The organism is Streptomyces sp. SID9727, assembly GCF_010550605.1.
In the GTDB taxonomy this organism is placed as follows: domain Bacteria; phylum Actinomycetota; class Actinomycetes; order Streptomycetales; family Streptomycetaceae; genus Streptomyces.
The window spans coordinates 1-18,045 of sequence record NZ_JAAGNI010000362.1; the positions used below are offsets into that span (position 1 = coordinate 1).

Annotated in this window: 17 protein-coding genes and 1 pseudogene; 13 read left to right on the plus strand and 5 right to left on the minus strand. The window is 73.8% G+C overall.

Features of this window, described 5'->3' with window-relative positions:
- The coding region (locus G3I41_RS25225) for an ATP-binding protein (protein ID WP_164402666.1) at positions 1–1,272 on the minus strand (1,272 nt) is incomplete at its 3' end.
- Between the two features lie 338 nt (positions 1,273–1,610).
- On the opposite strand from G3I41_RS25225, the gene G3I41_RS25230 reads away from it, so the two are divergent.
- Entirely contained in the window at positions 1,611–2,606 is a 996-nt protein-coding gene (locus tag G3I41_RS25230; RefSeq protein ID WP_164402667.1) for an EamA family transporter, read from the plus strand.
- A gap of 4 nt (positions 2,607–2,610) precedes the next feature.
- Here G3I41_RS25230 and G3I41_RS25235 read toward each other — a convergent pair whose 3' ends face one another.
- Complete coding sequence (locus tag G3I41_RS25235) at positions 2,611–2,928, minus strand: helix-turn-helix domain-containing protein (protein ID WP_203601629.1); 318 nt, start codon at positions 2,926–2,928, stop codon at positions 2,611–2,613.
- Positions 2,925–3,314 (minus strand): nuclear transport factor 2 family protein, encoded by a 390-nt coding sequence (locus G3I41_RS25240; protein ID WP_164402669.1) that lies wholly within the window; start codon positions 3,312–3,314, stop codon positions 2,925–2,927. Before G3I41_RS25240 ends, G3I41_RS25235 begins: the two co-directional genes overlap by 4 nt.
- An 88-nt stretch (positions 3,315–3,402) precedes the next feature.
- Between G3I41_RS25240 and G3I41_RS25245 the strand changes: the two genes are divergently transcribed.
- The 8 genes from G3I41_RS25245 to lspA all read left to right on the plus strand — a co-directional run bounded on the left by G3I41_RS25245 (position 3,403) and on the right by lspA (position 13,826).
- On the plus strand, positions 3,403–4,212 hold the full coding sequence (locus G3I41_RS25245) for a helix-turn-helix transcriptional regulator (protein WP_164402670.1): 810 nt from the start codon (positions 3,403–3,405) through the stop codon (positions 4,210–4,212).
- 104 nt (positions 4,213–4,316) lie between these two features.
- Complete coding sequence (locus G3I41_RS25250) at positions 4,317–5,111, plus strand: TIGR03084 family metal-binding protein (protein ID WP_164402671.1); 795 nt, start codon at positions 4,317–4,319, stop codon at positions 5,109–5,111.
- Entirely contained in the window at positions 5,108–6,853 is a 1,746-nt protein-coding gene (locus G3I41_RS25255; RefSeq protein ID WP_164402672.1) for an acyclic terpene utilization AtuA family protein, read from the plus strand. The genes G3I41_RS25250 and G3I41_RS25255 overlap by 4 nt, the downstream gene beginning before the upstream one ends.
- Positions 6,850–8,448: a carboxyl transferase domain-containing protein gene (locus G3I41_RS25260; protein WP_164402673.1), complete on the plus strand. Its 1,599-nt coding sequence runs from the start codon at positions 6,850–6,852 to the stop codon at positions 8,446–8,448. The genes G3I41_RS25255 and G3I41_RS25260 overlap by 4 nt, the downstream gene beginning before the upstream one ends.
- An 8-nt stretch (positions 8,449–8,456) precedes the next feature.
- On the plus strand, positions 8,457–10,415 hold the full coding sequence (locus G3I41_RS25265; RefSeq protein WP_164402674.1) for a biotin carboxylase N-terminal domain-containing protein: 1,959 nt from the start codon (positions 8,457–8,459) through the stop codon (positions 10,413–10,415).
- Complete coding sequence (locus tag G3I41_RS25270) at positions 10,412–11,578, plus strand: acyl-CoA dehydrogenase family protein (RefSeq protein ID WP_164402675.1); 1,167 nt, start codon at positions 10,412–10,414, stop codon at positions 11,576–11,578. The genes G3I41_RS25265 and G3I41_RS25270 overlap by 4 nt, the downstream gene beginning before the upstream one ends.
- A 58-nt stretch (positions 11,579–11,636) precedes the next feature.
- The gene (locus G3I41_RS25275; RefSeq protein ID WP_164402676.1) at positions 11,637–13,229 is read left to right on the plus strand and encodes an AMP-binding protein; all 1,593 of its coding nucleotides are present in this window, start codon (positions 11,637–11,639) and stop codon (positions 13,227–13,229) included.
- A gap of 63 nt (positions 13,230–13,292) precedes the next feature.
- The gene (gene lspA / locus G3I41_RS25280) at positions 13,293–13,826 is read left to right on the plus strand and encodes a signal peptidase II (protein WP_164402677.1); all 534 of its coding nucleotides are present in this window, start codon (positions 13,293–13,295) and stop codon (positions 13,824–13,826) included.
- Between the two features lie 72 nt (positions 13,827–13,898).
- Here the strand turns inward: lspA and G3I41_RS25285 are convergent, their stop codons facing one another.
- Positions 13,899–14,477 carry a TetR/AcrR family transcriptional regulator gene (locus tag G3I41_RS25285; protein WP_164402678.1) on the minus strand — a complete coding sequence of 193 codons (579 nt, stop codon included), beginning with the start codon at positions 14,475–14,477 and terminating at the stop codon, positions 13,899–13,901.
- Between the two features lie 85 nt (positions 14,478–14,562).
- Here G3I41_RS25285 and G3I41_RS25290 point away from each other — a divergent pair.
- From G3I41_RS25290 to G3I41_RS25300, 3 genes and pseudogenes are all read left to right on the plus strand, one after another.
- Positions 14,563–15,009, plus strand: a pseudogene (locus tag G3I41_RS25290) (SDR family NAD(P)-dependent oxidoreductase); the annotation flags it as partial.
- Positions 15,010–15,058: 49 nt separating this feature from the next.
- On the plus strand, positions 15,059–15,427 hold the full coding sequence (locus G3I41_RS25295) for a VOC family protein (protein WP_164402679.1): 369 nt from the start codon (positions 15,059–15,061) through the stop codon (positions 15,425–15,427).
- 227 nt (positions 15,428–15,654) lie between these two features.
- The gene (locus G3I41_RS25300; RefSeq protein WP_164402680.1) at positions 15,655–16,512 is read left to right on the plus strand and encodes an oxidoreductase; all 858 of its coding nucleotides are present in this window, start codon (positions 15,655–15,657) and stop codon (positions 16,510–16,512) included.
- A gap of 43 nt (positions 16,513–16,555) precedes the next feature.
- On the opposite strand, the gene G3I41_RS25305 is transcribed toward G3I41_RS25300, so the two are convergent.
- Entirely contained in the window at positions 16,556–16,969 is a 414-nt protein-coding gene (locus G3I41_RS25305; protein ID WP_164402681.1) for a MerR family transcriptional regulator, read from the minus strand.
- A gap of 55 nt (positions 16,970–17,024) precedes the next feature.
- On the opposite strand from G3I41_RS25305, the gene G3I41_RS25310 reads away from it, so the two are divergent.
- Positions 17,025–17,996 carry an oxidoreductase gene (locus tag G3I41_RS25310; RefSeq protein ID WP_164402682.1) on the plus strand — a complete coding sequence of 324 codons (972 nt, stop codon included), beginning with the start codon at positions 17,025–17,027 and terminating at the stop codon, positions 17,994–17,996.
- Positions 17,997–18,045: the final 49 nt, after the last annotated feature.

Genomic DNA, 18,045 nt, shown 5'->3' on the forward strand with positions numbered 1-18,045 from the left:
GGGCAGGCCGCTCTCGCCGAACTTCGGAAGATGGCCGGTGGTGTCCGAGGCGGAGTCGGAGCGCATGGGCTCCGGGGCCGCGGGGTCCGTCCCCAGGGTGTGGACGGGCTCGGGCTCGGTGGGCGCGGACGCCGAGGAGGCCGGCGCCGGGGCGGACGTGTCCGGAGCGGTCCGGACCGCGGTGGCGCGGGTGACGATCTCCTGCGGGAGCATCATCAGCGCGCCCGTGCCGCCGCGCGCGGACGGGCGGAACGAGACGGTCAGCCCGTGCTTGCGGGCCAGCCGGCCGACGACGGCGAGCCCGAGGCGGGTGCCGGTCAGGCCGGTGAGGCCGGTGTCGTCGGCGGCGACCGCGCGCTCCGCCCGGCGCAGCTGCACGTCGCTCATGACGAGGCCGCTGTCCTCGACGGTGACGACGATCCCGGCCGGGACCTCCTCCACGTACACATGGACCTCGGCGGTGGGCGGCGAGAAGTTCGCCGCGTTGTCGAGGAGCTCGGCCAGGGCGTGCATGACGCCCTCCGCGGCGTGGCCGGTGACGGCGACGTCGCTGGTGGAGTGGAGCCGGACGCGCTGGTAGCCGCTGATCCGGCCCATCGCGCCGCGCAGCACGGACTCCATGACGATGGGCTTGGCCCAGCGCCGTCCGGAGCGGGCGCCGGTGAGCACGGCGATGGAGTCGGCGAGGCGGCCGGCCTGGGCGGTGCGGTGGTCCAGGTGGAGCAGGTCGGTGAGGACGTCCTCCGCGGTGTGCCGGTGCTCCATCTCGCGGAGGTCGGCCAGCATGCTCGTGGCCAGGGCCTGCATCCGGCCGGCCGCGTTGGCGCAGGCGGTGAGGGCCGCGGAGCGCTCGGTCTCGGCGCGCGAGGCGCGGGCCTTGAGCCGGGCGTTCTCCGCGGTGAGGCGGGCGGCGGCCGTCTCGGCCTCCTCCTTGGCCTTCGCCGTCTCGGCGGCGGCGGTCGCCTTGACGCGGGCGCTCTCCGCGGTGAACCGCTGGGCCTCGGAGGCGGAGGCCGAGACCAGCCGGGAGACCTCCGCCGTGAACCGGGCGCTCTCGGCGGCGTGCGTCTCGCGGAGCCGGCGCACCGTGGCCCGGGCGTGGACGGCGGTGGTGACGGCGGCCACGAGGAGCACGGCGGCCCCGCCGGAGCCCCAGGCCACCGCGGTCCTGGCCGATTCGGGAGCGGCGAAGGTCGCCCACACGCTCAGGGCTGCGGTGAGGGCCGCCGTGACCGCGAGGGCCAGTGCGGTCGGCCGGGTGGAGGGGCGCAAAGCGGAGTCCTTGGGGCGGACGACGGCGGACGGGACGGTTCGGGCGAGCGTGGCACCAGAGACAAGCGGGACAACGGGAACAGCTGATTCACGGGTAAGTCCCCGTCACTATATGAGAATTGGGGAACCAGTTGGGAAGAACTTGTGGTGACCTCTGTTCTGTTTTTGTTTTCAACTTGTCAATTTCTGACCGTCTATCGAGAACCCGCCCTTGCGGGATAAGTGCGCGGGGTTCGTACGGTGGGTGGGGGGCTGCGCCCAGAAAGTGCAGTACTGTATATGCGACAGTGCACTGCAATGTACTGCCGACCGTCAGGACTCAGAAGGACAGGCCCCGGGTGAACGACCAGACCACCGCCGCAGAACCGGCCGCAGCCGCCGCCGTCGCCGTGCCGGAAGCGGTCGCCTCGCCGGATCTCGGTGAGAGGAAGCGGGGCGGGGGGCGGCGGGCCGCGCTCGCCCCGGTCGCGCTGGTCGTCGCGGGCGGGCTGTCCGTGCAGTTCGGCGCCGCCGTCGCCGTGCTGCTGATGCCCCGGGCCGGGGCGCTCGGTGTCGTCACGCTGCGGCTGGCCGCCGCGGCGCTCGTCCTGCTCGTCGTCTGCCGCCCGAAGCTGCGCGGCCACTCGCGCGCCGACTGGGGCACCGTGGCCGCCTTCGGCATCGCCATGGGCGCCATGAACACGCTGTTCTACCAGGCCGTCGACCGCATCCCGCTCGGCGCGGCCGTCACCCTCGAAGTGCTCGGTCCGCTGGCCCTGTCCGTGATCGCCTCGCGCCGCCTGGTCAACGTCGTCTGGGCGGGCCTCGCCCTCGCCGGCGTCGCCCTGCTCAGCGGGATGGGGTCCCCCCTGTTCGAGGGGGGCCGAGGAGTTGGGGAAGGCTTCGACCGGATCGACCCGGCGGGCGCCGCCTACGCGCTGGGGGCCGGAGCGATGTGGGCGGCGTACATCGTCTTCAGCGCCCGTACCGGCCGCCGCTTCCCGCAGGCCGACGGCCTCGCCCTGGCCATGGTGGTCGCCGCCCTCCTCTCGCTCCCCCTCGGCATCATGGACGCGGGCTCCAAGCTCCTCGCGCCCACGACGCTCGGGCTCGGCGCGGCCGTCGCGGTGCTCAGCTCCGTACTCCCGTACACCCTGGAGCTCATCGCCCTGCGCCGCCTGCCCGCGCCCACCTTCGCCATCCTGATGAGCCTGGAACCCGCGATCGCCGCCCTGGCCGGCTTCCTCATCCTCCACCAGGCCCTGTCCGCCACGGACGCCCTCGCCATCGCGCTGGTCATCGGGGCGAGCATGGGGGCGGTGCGGAGCCAGGTGCGGGGGGCCGCGAAGCGGTAGCCGGTCAGGGTGCCGCCGGGGTGCCCGCGTCGAACGCGGCGCGGGCCGCCGTGATGTCCCCCCGGTGGCGCTCCGCCCAGCCCACGGGCCCGGTGAGGGTCGCGTGCGGCTCGCGGGCCATCGGCGTGAGGCTGTACCCCACCGTGGGCGGCACCGTCGGACGGACGGTCCGGATCAGCAGCCCGTCGCGCTCCAGCCCTCGCAGGTGCAGGGTGAGCATGCGGCGGCTGATGCCCGAGACGGTCCGGTCCAGCTCGGTGAACCGGACCGGCCCGACGCTGCCGCGCACGTCCGGCGGCGGGCGGCCGGAGCGGGCGGTCAGCCCTCGTCCGGAGCCCACCACGTCAGGTTCGCGGCAGCCCGCGCCACGGGCTCGATGATCTCCCACCCCTCCGCGATCAGCCCCTCCTCGACGCGCCAGATGTCGACCACCACGATCTCCGGGCCGCCGTCGGGGAGGCGGCGCCGCGAGTGCACCACGACGTGGTCGCCGTCGGCCAGCAGGTGATCGATCCCGACCTCCATCCCGGCGGTCGGGCCGAGCGCCGCCGCCACGGCGGCCAGCCACTCCGCCTTGTCCGACGAGGTCCCGTCGGGCCGGTGGTGCCTGAAGCCGTCGCCCAGGAACGGGGCGACGGCCTCGGCGCTGCCGGATTCGAGCAGGGTGGCCAGGGCCCGCCCCACGATGTCCTTGTTCTCTCCGCTCATGCGGCCCATGTTTTCCGCCGCCGCCCCGGCTGTCGATGACATGCCATGTCATGGCGGACGGCCCCGGCGGCGGGTACGGTCGGCGCTCGTGCGGACCGTCGGCGAACTCCTGCGGCACTGGCGCCACCGCCGGGGCGTCAGCCAGCTCGACCTGGCCCTCTCGGCCGGCGTCTCGCCCCGGCACGTCAGCCTCGTGGAGACCGGCAAGTCGCACCCCAGCGCCGACATGGTCCTCCGGCTGGCGGAGCACCTGGGCGTCCCCCTGCGCGAGCGCAACCGGCTGCTCCTCGCGGCCGGCTTCGCGCCCCGGTACGCGGAACGCCCCCTGGGCCACGGTGCGCTGGACGCGGCCCGGGAAGCGGTCGAGCGGGTCCTGCGGGCGCACGAGCCGTATCCGGCGGTGGCCTTCGACCGCCACTGGGACATCGTGCGCGCCAACCGGGCCGTCGAGCCGTTCTTCGCGGGCGTCGCCCCCGAGCTGCTGCGCCCCCCGGTCAACCTCGTGCGCCTGGGCCTGGACCCGCGCGGCTTCGCGCCCCTGGTCGTCAACCTCGCCGACGTGCGGACGGTGTTCCGGGCCCGCGTCGGCCGTCAGCTCGCCGCCGCCCCCGACGCCCGTCTCGCCGCCCTGTACGACGAGCTGCTGGCACCCGGCGGGGACGAGGCGGAGGGCGCGTCGATCGCCGCCGGGGCCGATGTCGTGATCCCGATGATCCTGCGGCTCGGCGGCCGCGAGGTGCGGATGTTCTCGACCATCACCACCTTCGGCACCCCGATGGACATCACGCTGGACGAGATCGCGATCGAGCTGTACTACCCGGCGGACGAGGAGAGCGCGGCGCATTTCGCGACCGCCCACCACGCGCCCGGACACTCCGGTCCTCCCCCCGCGGGCTGACAGCGGCCGCACGCGCGTAAAAAAATCATGCAAGCATGCTTGATTGTTTTACGGCGCGCTGGCAGGCTCCCGGGCACGCCGTCACGCCCCGAGGGGAGCGCACCGTGTCCGATGCCTCAGCCGTGCTGGACGATCTGCGCAGCGAGAGCCAGGAGCTCGACCTGCTCGTCGCCGGGGCCACCGCGAGACAGTGGGCCGGGGAGACCCCGGCCGAGGGGTGGACCCTCGCCCACCAGATCGCCCACCTGAGCTGGACGGACGACGTCGCGCTGATCTCCGTCACCGACCCCGCCCGCTTCGGGGACGAGGTGGCGAAGGCCGTGGAGGACCCCGAGGGCTTCGTGGACCGGGCCGCCGAGGAGGTCGTCGCCGCGTACCCGCCGGACGCGCTGCTCGTCCGCTGGCGGGAAGGGCGTGAGCGCTTGCAGGAGGCCCTGCGCGCGGCGCCCGCCGGGACGAAGTTCCCCTGGTACGGGCCGCCGATGAGCGTCGCCTCCATGGCGACCGGGCGGCTCATGGAGACCTGGGCCCACGGGCAGGACGTCGCCGACGCCCTCGGGGCCGCCCGCACCCCCACCGCCCGGCTGCGGCACGTGGCCCGCATCGGGGTCCGGGCCCGCGACTACGCCTTCTTCGTACGGGGGAAGCAACCGCCCGCCGGGGAGTTCCGGGTGGAACTCACCGCGCCGGGCGGTGAGCTGATCACCTACGGCCCCGAGGACGCCGGCCAGCGGGTCACCGGGCCGCTGCACGACTTCTGCCTCCTCGTCACGCAGCGCGCCCACCGCGACGACCTGGCGGTGCGCGCGGAGGGGGCGGACGCGGACGCCTGGCTGTCGATCGCCCAGGCGTTCGCGGGGCCCGCGGGGGCGGGGCGGGCGCCGAAGGGGGAGCGATGACGGGGCCCGGGACCGTTCCCGCCGGAGCCGCGCCCCTCGCGACCGCACCCCCGGCCCCCCTTCGCATCGGCAACGCCTCCGGGTTCTACGGCGACCGCTTCGACGCCCTGCGCGAGATGCTCACCGGCGGCCCGCTCGACGTCCTCACCGGGGACTACCTCGCCGAGCTGACCATGCTCATCCTCGGCCGCAACCGCCTCAAGGACCCGGCGCGCGGCTACGCCACCACGTTCCTGCGGCAGCTGGAGGACGGACTCGGCCTCGCCCGCGAGCGCGGGGTGCGGATCGTCGCCAACGCGGGCGGCCTGAACCCGGCCGGGCTCGCCGACGCCATCCGGGAGCTGGCCGAGAAGGCCGGGGTGCCGGTGCGGGTGGCGCATGTGGAGGGCGACAACATCCCCGTACCGGACGGTTTCCTGACCGCGAACGCGTACCTTGGGGGCGCGGGCATCGCGGCGTGCCTGCGGGCCGGTGCCGAGGTCGTCGTCACCGGCCGGGTGACGGACGCCGCCCTCGTCACCGGCCCAGCCGCCGCCCACTTCGGCTGGGGCCCCGAGGACCACGACGCGCTCGCCGGGGCCGTCGTCGCCGGGCACGTCCTGGAGTGCGGGACGCAGGCCACGGGCGGCAACTACGCCTTCTTCCGGGACCACGACATCCGCCGCCCCGGCTTCCCGGTCGCGGAGATCCACGCCGACGGCAGCTCCGTGATCACCAAGCACGACGGCACCGGGGGCGTCGTCGACCTCGGCACGGTCACCGCCCAGCTCCTGTACGAGACCGGCGGCGCCCGGTACGCGGGGCCCGACGTCACCGCCCGGCTCGACACCGTACGGCTCACGCAGGACGGGCCCGACCGCGTCGCGATCACCGGCGTACGCGGCGAGGCCCCGCCGCCCACGCTCAAGGCCGGGCTCACCCGGCTCGGCGGCTGGCGCAACGAGGTCGTCTTCGTGCTCACCGGGCTCGACATCGAGGCCAAGGCGGCGCTCGTGCGGGACCAGTTCGCGGACGCCTTCGCACGCGCCGGACGGCGGCCCGGGGAAGTCCGCTGGGAGCTGGTCCGCACGGACCGGGCCGACGCCGGCACCGAGGAGACCGCGAGCGCCCTGCTCCGGCTGGTGGTCCGGGACCGCGAACAGGAGCCCGTGGGACGCGCGTTGTCCGGCGCGGCGATCGAGCTGGCCCTCGGAAGCTACCCCGGTTTCCATGTCACCGCCCCGCCCGGGAAGGGTGCGCCGTACGGGGTGTTCGAAGCGCGGTACGTACCGGCGGAGGACGTGGAGCACCTCGCCGTACTGCCCGACGGGACGCGGCAGCCCGTCGCGCACCCGGCCCGCACGCAGGCGCTGCGCGACGTCGAACAGCCGCCCCTGCCGACGCCGTTGGAGCCCGGGCCCACCCACCGTGTCCCGCTCGGCCGGGTCGCCGGGGCCCGGAGCGGGGACAAGGGCGGGGACGCCAACGTCGGGGTGTGGGTGCGGGACGAGCCCGCGTGGCGGTGGCTGGCGCACGAGCTGACCGTCGACCGCTTCCGCGCGCTCCTCCCGGAGACCGGCGGGCTCACCGTCGTACGCCATGTCCTGCCCAACCTCCGGGCGCTGAACTTCACCGTGCACGGGCTGCTGGGTGAGGGCGTCGCCGCGCAGCACCGGTTCGACCCGCAGGCCAAGGCGCTGGGGGAGTGGCTCCGCGCCCGCCACCTGGAGATACCCGTGACCCTTCTGGAGGTGCCCGCATGACCGTCCTGCCCACCGGGCTCGACACCGCGAGCCCCGACTACGCGGCCAACCGGGCCGCCATGCTCGACAAGCTGGCCGAGCTGGAGGCCGCGCACGCCAAGGCGCTGGAGGGCGGCGGCGAGAAGTACGTCGAGCGGCACCGCAAGCGCGGGAAGCTGCTCGCCCGGGAGCGCGTCGAGCTGCTCGTCGACCCGGACACGCCGTTCCTGGAGCTGTCGCCGCTCGCGGCCTGGGGCAGCGAGTACGCGGTCGGCGCGTCGCTCGTGACCGGGATCGGGGTGGTGGCGGGCGTGGAGTGCCTGATCACCGCCAACGACCCGACCGTGCGCGGCGGAGCGTCGAATCCGTGGACGCTGAAGAAGGCCCTGCGCGCGAACGAGATCGCCTTCGCCAACCGGCTGCCGGTCATCAGCCTGGTCGAGTCCGGGGGCGCCGATCTCCCGTCGCAGAAGGAGATATTCATCCCGGGCGGCGCGCTCTTCCGCGACCTCACCCGGCTCTCCGCCGCCGGCATCCCGACCGTCGCCGTGGTCTTCGGCAACTCGACGGCCGGAGGCGCGTACGTCCCCGGCATGTCCGACCACACGGTCATGATCCAGGAACGCTCGAAGGTCTTCCTCGGCGGACCGCCCCTGGTCAAGATGGCGACCGGCGAGGAGAGCGACGACGAATCGCTCGGCGGCGCCGCGATGCACGCCCGTAAGTCGGGGCTCGCCGACCACTTCGCCGTGGACGAGCACGACGCCCTGCGCCAGGCCCGCCGCATCGTCGCCCGCCTCAACTGGCGCAAGGCGCACGCCGACCCGGGCCCCGCCGAGCCGCCGAAGTACGACGAGGACGAGCTGATCGGGATCGTGCCCGGCGACCTGAAGGTGCCGTTCGACCCGCGCGAGGTGATCGCCCGGCTGGTCGACGGCTCGGACTTCGACGCGTTCAAACCGCTGTACGGCACGAGCCTGGTCACGGGATGGGCGGCGCTGCACGGCTACCCGGTCGGCATCCTCGCCAACGCGCAGGGCGTCCTCTTCAGCGAGGAGTCGCAGAAGGCCGCGCAGTTCATCCAACTCGCCAACCAGCGCGACGTCCCGCTGCTCTTCCTCCACAACACCACCGGCTACATGGTCGGCAAGGAGTACGAGCAGGGCGGCATCATCAAGCACGGCGCGATGATGATCAACGCCGTCTCGAACTCGAAGGTCCCGCACCTGTCGGTCCTGATGGGCGCCTCGTACGGCGCCGGGCACTACGGGATGTGCGGCCGGGCCTACGACCCGCGCTTCCTCTTCGCCTGGCCGGGCAGCAAGTCCGCCGTCATGGGCCCGCAGCAGCTGGCCGGGGTGCTCTCCATCGTCGCGCGCGCCTCGGCCGCCGCGAAGGGCCGTCCGTACGACGACGAGGCGGACGCCGCCCTGCGCGCGATGGTCGAGCAGCAGATCGAGTCCGAGTCCCTGCCGATGTTCCTGTCCGGGCGGTTGTACGACGACGGGGTGATCGACCCGCGCGACACCCGGACCGTGCTCGGCCTGTGCCTGTCCGCCATCCACACCGCACCGGTCGAGGGCGCCCGGGGCGGCTTCGGCGTCTTCCGGATGTGAGGAGTGAAGTGATCACCAGCCTGCTCGTCGCCAACCGGGGCGAGATCGCCTGCCGGATCTTCCGGACCTGCCGGGCCCTCGGCATCGCCACCGTCGCCGTGTACGCGGACGCGGACGCCGGCGCCCTGCACGTCCGGGAGGCCGACACCGCCGTGCGGCTGCCGGGCGCGGCCCCCGCCGATACGTATCTGCGCGGCGATCTCGTGGTGGCCGCCGCGCTCGCGGCCGGGGCGGACGCCGTGCATCCCGGCTACGGGTTCCTCTCCGAGAACGCGGACTTCGCCGCCGCCGTGCAGGACGCCGGGCTGCGGTGGATCGGGCCGCCGGTCAAGGCGATCGAGCTGATGGCGTCGAAGACCCGTGCCAAGGAGCTGATGGCCGCCGCCGGGGTGCCGCTGCTCGCGCCGGTGGACCCGGCCGCCGCGACCGCCGAGGACCTGCCGCTGCTGCTGAAGGCGGCGGCCGGCGGCGGCGGACGCGGCATGCGGATCGTCCGGGAACTGGTCGATCTGCCCGGCGAGCTGACGGCCGCCGGGGCCGAGGCGCTGTCCGCGTTCGGGGACGGCGAGGTGTTCGCCGAGCCGTACGTGGAGCGCGGCCGGCACGTCGAGGTCCAGGTGATGGCGGACGAGCACGACGGGGTGTGGGCGCTGGGGACCCGGGACTGCTCGCTCCAGCGCCGCCACCAGAAGGTCATCGAGGAGGCGCCGGCGCCGGGCCTGCCGGACGAGCTGCGGGGGCGCCTGCACGAGGCCGCGGTGGCCGCCGCCCGGGCCGTGGGGTACCGGGGGGCCGGGACCGTGGAGTTCCTGGTCGCCGAGGACGGGCGGCCGTACTTCCTGGAGATGAACACGCGCCTCCAGGTGGAACACCCGGTGACCGAGGAGGTGTTCGGGCTCGACCTCGTCGCGCTCCAGCTCCGGATCGCGGAGGGCGAGCCGCTGCCCGCCGACGGGCCCCCGTCCCCGGCCGGGCACGCCGTGGAGGCCCGGTTGTACGCGGAGGATCCGTCGCGAGACTGGCAGCCGCAGACCGGAGCACTGCTCTCGCTCGACGTGCCGGAGGAGCCGGGGGTGCGCCTCGACACCGGGTACACCGGCGGCGACACGATCGGCGTGCACTACGACCCGATGATCGCCAAGGTGATCGCCCGGGCGCCGACCCGGACCGAGGCGGTCCGGTTGCTCGCCCGCGCGCTGGAGCGGGCGCGCATCCACGGGCCGGTGACCAACCGGGACCTGCTCGTCCGGTCGCTGCGGCACCCGGACTTCCTGGGCGGGCGGCTGGACACCGGGTTCTACGAGCGCCACCTGGGGGCCCTGACGGCTCCGGCGGACGAGGCGTCCGTCCGGCTCGCCGCCACCGCGGCCGCCGTCGCCGAGGCGGCCCGCAACGCCACCTCCACCACCCGGGGCGGCTTCACCCGCTTCGGCGCCTGGCGCAACCTCCCCTCGCAGCCCCAGCTCCGGCGCTACCGCAGCGAACCGGACGGGGCCGGCCACGAGATCACGTACCGTCCGACCCGGGAAGGGCTGACCGTCGGCGGAGCCGACGGCGTCCGCGTCGTGTCGGCGGGCCGGGCCCGCGTCACGCTGGAGACCGACGGGGTGACGCGGACCTTCCACGTGACCGTCCACGACACCAAGGCGTACGTGGACACCGCCTCCGGCGCGTACACCTTCACCGCCCTGCCCCGCTTCACGGACCCGGCCGGCCGCACCGAGCCCGGCTCCCTGCTCGCCCCCATGCCCGGCACGGTGGTCCGCCTCGCGGACGGCCTCGCGGAGGGGGCCGCCGTGGTCGCCGGGCAGCCGCTGATCTGGCTGGAGGCGATGAAGATGGAGCACCGCGTCCTCGCCCCCGCCTCCGGCACCCTCACCGCCCTGCACGCCGCGCCCGGCCTCCAGGTGGAGGTCGGCGCCCTGCTCGCCGTAGTCACCGACCCCGCTGAGGAGCAGCCCGCATGAGCACGAGCACCGTCCTCGAAACCGAAGAGCACCAGGCCCTGCGCGCGGCCGTCGCCGCCCTCGGGAAGCGCTACGGCCGCGCGTACATGCAGTCCCTCGTCAGCGAGGGCGGCCACCCCCGCGAGCTGTGGGCGGAGGCCGCGAAGGCGGGCTTCCTCGGCGTGAACCTCCCCGAGGAGTACGGGGGCGGTGGCGCCGGAATGGCGGAACTGTCCATTGTCCTGGAGGAGTTGGGCGCCTCCGGCTCGCCGCTCCTGATGATGATCGTGTCGCCCGCGATCTGCGGCACGGTGATCGCCCGCTTCGGCACGGAGGAGCAGAAGCGGCAGTGGCTCCCGGGCCTCGCCGACGGCTCCCTCACCATGGCGTTCGGCATCACCGAGCCGGACGCCGGCTCCAACTCGCACCGCATCACGACCACGGCGCGCCGGGACGGCGGGGACTGGCTGCTCACCGGCCGCAAGGTCTTCGTCTCCGGCGTCGACATCGCGGACGCCACGCTCATCGTCGGCCGCACGGAGGACGCGAGGACCGGCAGGCTCAAGGCCTGCCTGTTCATCGTCCCGCGCGAGACGCCCGGCTTCCAGCGGTCGCGGATCGACATGGAGGTCCACGCCCCGGAGAAGCAGTTCGAACTGGTCCTGGACGACGTGCGGCTGCCGGCGGATGCGCTGGTGGGGGATGAGGACGCGGGGCTGCTCCAGCTCTTCGCCGGGCTGAACCCCGAACGCATCATGACCGCGGCCTTCGGCATCGGGATGGGGCGTTACGCGCTGGGCCGGGCAGTCGAGTACGCGAAGACCCGCCAGGTCTGGAAGGAGCCCATCGGCGCCCACCAGGCCATCGCCCACCCGCTGGCCCAGGCCCACATCGAGCTCGAACTGGCCCGCCTGATGATGCAGAAGGCCGCCCGGCTGTACGACGCGGGCGACGACGCCGGCGCGGGCGAGGCGGCGAACATGGCGAAGTACGCGGCGGGCGAGGCGTGCGTGAAGGCGGTGGACCAGGCGGTGCACACGCTGGGCGGCAACGGGCTGACGCGTGAGTACGGGCTCGCTTCGCTGATCACGGGGGCACGGGTGGCGCGGATCGCCCCGGTCAGCCGGGAAATGATCCTCAACTACGTATCCCACCAGAGCCTGGGTCTCCCCAAGTCGTACTGAGGGGCGCCACAGTCGTACGTACGCGAGAGGCCACCTCCCCCGTATCGAAGGGACCGACATGGCGCACGTGTTCCGCAGCGATTACCCCGACGTCCAGCCGCTCGACACCGCCATCCACGACGCGGTGCTCGGGCACGCCGCCGAGCGGTTCGGGGAGACCGTCGCCCTGATCGACGGGACGAACGAGAGCAGCCGCCTCACCTACGCGCAGCTCGACGCGTTCCACCGCAGGATCGCCGCCGGTCTCGCCGCCGCCGGCCTGGTCAAGGGCGACGTGCTCGCCCTGCACAGCCCGAACACCATCGCGTACCCGGCCGTCTTCCACGCCGCGACCCGGGCGGGCGCCACGGTCACGACGGTGCACCCGCTGGCGACGGCGGAGGAGTTCGCGAAGCAGCTCCGCGACTGCTCCGCGCGCTGGATCGTCACGGTGTCCCCGCTGCTCGCGGTCGCGCGCCGGGCCGCCGAACTCGTGGGCGGCATCGAGGAGGTGTTCGTCTGCGACCACGCGGAGGGGCACGCCTCGCTCCTGGACATGCTCACCACGACCGCCCCGGAACCGATGGTGGCCGTGGACCCGGCGCAGGACGTCGCGGCCCTCCCGTACTCCTCGGGCACGACGGGCGCCCCGAAGGGCGTCATGCTGACGCACCGCTCGATGGCGACGAACCTGGAACAGCTGAGCCCGTTCGTGCCGCTGGGGGAGGGCCACCGCATTCTGGCGGTCCTCCCCTTCTTCCACATCTACGGCCTGACGGCCCTGATGAACGCCCCGCTGCGCCTGGGCGCCACGGTCGTCGTCCTCCCGCGCTTCGACCTCGCGCAATTCCTGGCGGCGATCGAGACGCACCGCATCAACGGCCTGTACGTGGCCCCGCCGATCGTCCTGGCCCTCGCGAAGCACCCGGTGGTCGACCGCTACGACCTGTCCTCGCTGGAGTACATCGTCAGCGCCGCCGCCCCGCTCGACGCCGACCTGGCCGCCGCGTGCTCCCGCCGCCTGGGGCTGCCACCGGTCCGCCAGGCGTACGGCATGACGGAACTCTCCCCGGGCACGCACGTCGTCCCGCTCGCCGCCGAGAACCCGCCGCCGGGCGCGGTCGGCATCCTGCTCCCGAGCACCGAGATGCGGATCGTGTCCCTGGACGACCCCGCGCTCGACGCCCCGGAGGGCGAGCCCGGGGAGATCCTGATCCGGGGCCCCCAGGTCATGAAGGGCTACCTGGGCCGCCCCGACGCCACCGCCGCGATGATCGACCCCGAGGGCTGGGTGCACACCGGTGACGTCGGCCGGGTCGACGAGGAGGGCTGGCTCTTCGTGGTCGACCGCGTGAAGGAGCTCATCAAGTACAAGGGCTACCAGGTCGCGCCCGCGGAGCTGGAGGCGCTGCTGCTCGGCCACGAGGACGTGTCGGACGCGGCGGTGATCGGCGTCCGGGACCCCGACGGCAACGAGATCCCGAAGGCCTACGTGGTGCGCGCGCCGGGGGCGGCGGTGACGGCGGAGGGCCTGATGGGGTGGGTGGCGGAGCGGGTGGCGCCGTACAAGAAGGTGCGCGAGGTCGAGTTCATCGGGACGGTGCCCCGGGCGGCCTCGGGGAAGATCCTCCGCCGGGAGCTGCGGGAGCGGGCGGTGACGGGAAGCCCTTGAGCGGGATACGTTCCTTGCGGGAAGCGCGCCGTTCGCGGTGCGACGAGCGCCAGGAGGGCGAGCATGCCGGAGACGACGACGAGCGACACGGGTGTGCGGAGGCGCGCCTACCTGCTGTGGGCGGTCGCGGCCCTCGCGTACGCCGTCGACCTCGGGACCAAGCTGGCGGTGGTCGCGAAGCTCGAAGGCCGTACGACCGTGTCCGTCCTCGGGGACTGGCTCGTCCTGCGGGTGCAGCGCAACCCCGGCGCCGCGTTCGGGATGGGCGAGGCGACGACGATCGTCTTCACCCTGGTCGCCACGGCCGTGGTCGTCGTCGTGATCCGCTACTCGCGCCGCCTGGCGAGCACCCCGTGGGCGATCGCCCTGGGCCTGCTCCTCGGCGGCGCCCTCGGCAACCTCACCGACCGCCTCTTCCGTGCCCCCGGCGACTTCCAGGGCGCGGTGGTCGACTTCATCGCCGTCCGGGACTTCAGCGTGATGAACCTGGCCGACTGGGCGATCACCTGCGGCTGCGCGCTGGCCCTGCTGCTGTCGTTCCGGAGTTCGCCTACGACGGGGACGGCCGGCGCGGATGCGCCGGGGGCGCGCTCGTAGCGCGGGCCGTGCTCGGGCGGGCCCCCTTCCGCGTTGCGCAGGCGCGCCCGGCGGCCCGCGACGGGCGCCTGGTCAGGACGACTGCGGGATGCGGGTTCGCAGGCCGTCGAAGAGGAGGGCGGTGATCTGCCGGGCCTCGGCCAGCCAGCCCTCGGTGGCGCGCATTCCGCAGATGCCGCCCAGGGCGCGCAGCAGGGTGGAGCCCGTGACGTCGTCGCGGACGGTGCCGGCCGCGCTGCCGGCGTCGAGCAGCAGGGTGAGGGCGCCCGCCATACGGGTGCGTGCGTCGTCGAAGACCGGTGAGTCCGTCGCCATGATGCTCTCCAGCACACCGGACATTCCCTTGCCCACCGCCGCGTGGTCCACGAGCAGCAGGAGGAAGCGCCGCAGCGCCTCCTCGGGCGGGTGCTCGTTCAGCAGGACACCGGGCGCGGCGCACAGGTCGTCGACCTCTGTGCGGTAGACCTCCTCGATCAGCGCTTCGCGGGTTTCGAAGTGGCGGTACAGCGTTCCGACGGCGACGCCGGCGCTGCGGGCGATGTCCTCGACGTGCGCGTCGCTGTCGCCGCCGAGGAACGCCTGGCGGGCCGCGGACAGCAGTGCCTCGCGATTGCGTCGCGCGTCAGCGCGCAGGGGGCGCGGGGGCGGCATGGGACGTCTCCTCCATAAGGTGAGTCCGGTTCCGTTTACGTGTACCGTTTCCGGAGTCAGGTTCATCTTACGGAGGAGACGTGCCATGCCGAACACCGAAGAGGGCCTGGCCGGCCTGCGGGTGCTGGTCACCGGTGGCAGCCGGGGCCTGGGCGCGGCGACCGTGCGCCGCTTCGTCGCCGCGGGCGCGATCGTACTGACGGCGTCCCGCGGCCGGCCCGAAGAGGACAGCGGTGCCACCTTCCTCGCGGCGGACCTCTCCACGCGACAGGGCGTGGCCGACCTCGGCCGCCGAGTCGTCGAGCAGGTGGGCGGTGTGGACGTGCTCGTCAACAACGCGGGCGCCGCGAGCGCCCCGGCGCCGACCCTGAGCCGGTCGGACGAGTCATGGCAGGCGGACCTGGAGACGAACCTCCTCAGCGCCGTGCGCCTGGACCGTGCTCTGGTGCCGGGAATGGTCGAGCGGGGCTCCGGCGTCGTCGTGCACGTCTCCTCGATCGCCAGTCGACTGCCTCAGCGCACCGAGGCGGCATCATCCCGACCGTCTGACCAACCCCCGACCGTGCGAACAGGACACCCTCATGCCCATCACCCTGACCTCCGTGATCATCGATGCCGCCGACATCGAGAAGGAGAGCTCCTTCTGGCACCGGCTGCTCGGCGGTTCCCTCACCCGCACGCCGACCCACCACTTCATCCAGGCCCCCGGCCTCCCGGTGATCGTCGTTCAGTCCGCTCCCGGACACACCGCACCGAACTGGCCTGACGGCACCTCCCAGCAGATGCACCTCGACTTCGGCGTCGACGCACTCGCAACCGCCGACCGCACGGCCACCGACGCCGGCGCCACCCGACTGCGGCCCACCGACGAGGTCACCGCGGAAACCCGCACCGGCAGCCGCGTCTACGCCAGCCCGGCCGGGCACCCCTTCTGCCTGCGCTCGGTCTGAGCCGGACGCGGTCCGCCGGGCCCCGATGGACCGTGGCAGGGGGTGAACGACCGCATGAGCGACGAGAACGAGCCGAACCCGCCGTTGCGGCTGGACGGGCGGGAGCGGGAACGCGCGGCCGTCGTCGGTGCCGTGCGCCGCACGGTGCGCCGGAGGGCGGGCCTGAGCGTGCGGGCCGCGTCTCGTGGCAGTGGGTGTGGTGGTCCCGGGTGCCTTACGTTGGGGGCATGAGATCCGAACGATGGGCCTTGGGCGGGGACTTGGGCGTCGCCCGGGTCGGCTACGGTGCGATGAAGCTGACGGGGTGGCCCCGGGGCGAGCGGCCCGACCGGGACGCGGCCCTCGCCGTCCTGCGGCGGGCGGTGGAGCTGGGGGTCAATCACATCGACACCTCGAACTACTACGCCCGCGACGGTGTTTCGGCGAATGAACTGATCCGGGCCGCTCTGCACCCCTACCCGGACGACCTGGTGATCGTCACCAAGGTCGGGGCGCTGGTCGAGGGCCCCGACATCGCGCTGCCGGCCACCGAACAGCGCGGTCTCACACCGGACGGCCTGCGACGCGGGGTCGAGGCGAACCTCACGTCGCTCGGCCTGGACCGGCTCGACGTGGTGAACCTGCGCCTGGGCGACCGGGGCCATGAGGACGCCCCGCTCGACGGACCCCTGAAGACGCTGCTGGCCCTGCGCGAGGAGGGCCTGATCCGGCACATCGGCGTCTCCAACGTGTCGCTGGACCAGTACACGCGGGCGCGCGGTCTGGCGCCGATCGCCTGTGTGCAGAACGCGTACAACATCGCGCGCCGCGACGACGACGCCCTGGTCGACGCCTGCGCCGCGGACGGCGTCGCGTACGTGCCGTTCTACCCCGTCGGCGGCTTCCAGCCCCTGACCGCCGAACGGCTCAGGGCCGTCGCCGACCGGCACGGTGCCACCGTCCCGCAGGTGGCGCTCGCCTGGCTGCTGGCCCGGTCGCCCCACGTCCTGCTCATCCCCGGCACCGGTTCGCTCGCCCACCTGGAGGAGAACATCGCGGCGGGCGACCTGCGGCTGAGCGCCGAGGACCTGGCGGGCCTGGGCTGACGGCGGGCTTCCGACAGGCCGTTGCCTCCGGCTTTCGACGCGCTCAAGTCGTCGGGTCCCAGAGGCCGTTCGCCTCGCCCCTGGCCAGGTGGTCCGCGTAGACGCCGACCTTCCAGGTGATGACCGAGCGGCACTCCTCCAGGGCGGCGATCTGGGCGTCGACGCGTCGGCGGTGGGTGTCGAGCAGGTGGAGGCGCTCGGCCTCGTTGCCCGGGCCCTCGCGTACGAGTCCGGCGAACCGCTTCAGCTCGGCCAGGGGCATGCCGGATTCGCGCAGCTTCACGCAGATCAGGAGCCAGTCGACATCCAGCGCGCTGTAGCGGCGCCGGCCGCCGGAGGTGCGGTCCACCGGGCCCACGAGCAGGCCCTCGCGCTCGTAGAAGCGGAGGGCGTGGACGCTGAGGCCGGTGCGGTCGGACACCTCGCCGATGCTCAGCGTGTCGGTGATGGTGGTCATGAGGTGGAGCGTAGGACTTGATCTAGAGCGAGGTCTAGATCGTAGCTTCGTCGTCATGACCCACACCGAACAGAAGCCGCTCGGCTCGCCCTTCTCCGCCGCCAGCACCGCCCAGGACGTCACCGCCGGGCTCGACCTCTCCGGCCGGACCGCCGTCGTGACCGGGGGTTACTCCGGGCTCGGGCTCGAAACGACCCGCGCGCTCGTCGCCGCCGGGGCGCGGGTGATCGTGCCCGCGCGGCGGCCCGATGCCGCCCGCGCCGCGCTCGACGGGGTGGGCGGCGACGTCGAGGTCGTCGCCCTGGACCTGTGCGACCTCGGGACCGTACGGGCGGCGGCGGCGCACATCCGCGAGAGGCTGACCACGATCGACCTGCTCTTCGCCACCGCCGGGGTCATGGCCACCCCGGAGCGGCACGTCGGGCCCGGGTGGGAGAGCCAGTTCGCCGCGAACCACTTCGGGCACTTCGCCCTCACCTGCGAGCTGTATCCGCTCCTCGCCGCCCGTGACGGGGCGCGGGTCGTGGTCTACAGCTCCGCCGGGCACGACATCACGGACATCCGGTGGCACGATCCGCACTTCCGCACGGGCTACGACAAGTGGCAGGCGTACGGCCAGGCCAAGACCGCCAACGTGCTCTTCGCCGTGCACCTCGACGCGCTCGGCCGGGGCGACGGCGTGCGGGCCTTCGCGCTCCACCCCGGGGCGATCATCACCGGGTTGCAGCGCGACATGACGCTCCAGGAGCAGGTCGAGCGCGGATGGGTGGACGAGGACGGCAGGGTGATCGGCGAGGGCTTCAAGAACCCGTCCCAGGGCGCCGCCACCGGCCTGTGGGCGGCCACGTCCCCGCTCCTGGCCGGCCGGGGCGGTCTCTACCTGGAGGACTGCGAGGTCACCGGCCTCTTCGACCCCGCATCGCCCGAGGGCGGCGGCGTGCGCGCGTACGCCGTCGATCCGGACGCGGCGGCGCGGCTGTGGGACCTGTCCGTGGCCGCCACGGGGGCCGCGCCGATCGCCCGGTGACGCGGGCCGCCCCGGGGTGACGGACGGGCCCCGCGGCGAACGGCCGCGG

Excerpts from the sequence above, each read along its gene's own strand:
- G3I41_RS25240 (WP_164402669.1), bottom strand. The coding sequence starts at position 3,314 with ATGAGCGGAGAGAACAAGGACATCGTGGGGCGGGCCCTGGCCACCCTG.
- G3I41_RS25255 (WP_164402672.1), top strand. The coding sequence starts at position 5,108 with ATGACGGGGCCCGGGACCGTTCCCGCCGGAGCCGCGCCCCTCGCGACC.
- G3I41_RS25260 (WP_164402673.1), top strand. The coding sequence starts at position 6,850 with ATGACCGTCCTGCCCACCGGGCTCGACACCGCGAGCCCCGACTACGCG.
- G3I41_RS25270 (WP_164402675.1), top strand. The coding sequence starts at position 10,412 with ATGAGCACGAGCACCGTCCTCGAAACCGAAGAGCACCAGGCCCTGCGC.
- G3I41_RS25275 (WP_164402676.1), top strand. The coding sequence starts at position 11,637 with ATGGCGCACGTGTTCCGCAGCGATTACCCCGACGTCCAGCCGCTCGAC.
- lspA (WP_164402677.1), top strand. The coding sequence starts at position 13,293 with ATGCCGGAGACGACGACGAGCGACACGGGTGTGCGGAGGCGCGCCTAC.
- G3I41_RS25285 (WP_164402678.1), bottom strand. The coding sequence starts at position 14,477 with ATGCCGCCCCCGCGCCCCCTGCGCGCTGACGCGCGACGCAATCGCGAG.
- G3I41_RS25295 (WP_164402679.1), top strand. The coding sequence starts at position 15,059 with ATGCCCATCACCCTGACCTCCGTGATCATCGATGCCGCCGACATCGAG.
- G3I41_RS25300 (WP_164402680.1), top strand. The coding sequence starts at position 15,655 with ATGAGATCCGAACGATGGGCCTTGGGCGGGGACTTGGGCGTCGCCCGG.
- G3I41_RS25305 (WP_164402681.1), bottom strand. The coding sequence starts at position 16,969 with ATGACCACCATCACCGACACGCTGAGCATCGGCGAGGTGTCCGACCGC.
- G3I41_RS25310 (WP_164402682.1), top strand. The coding sequence starts at position 17,025 with ATGACCCACACCGAACAGAAGCCGCTCGGCTCGCCCTTCTCCGCCGCC.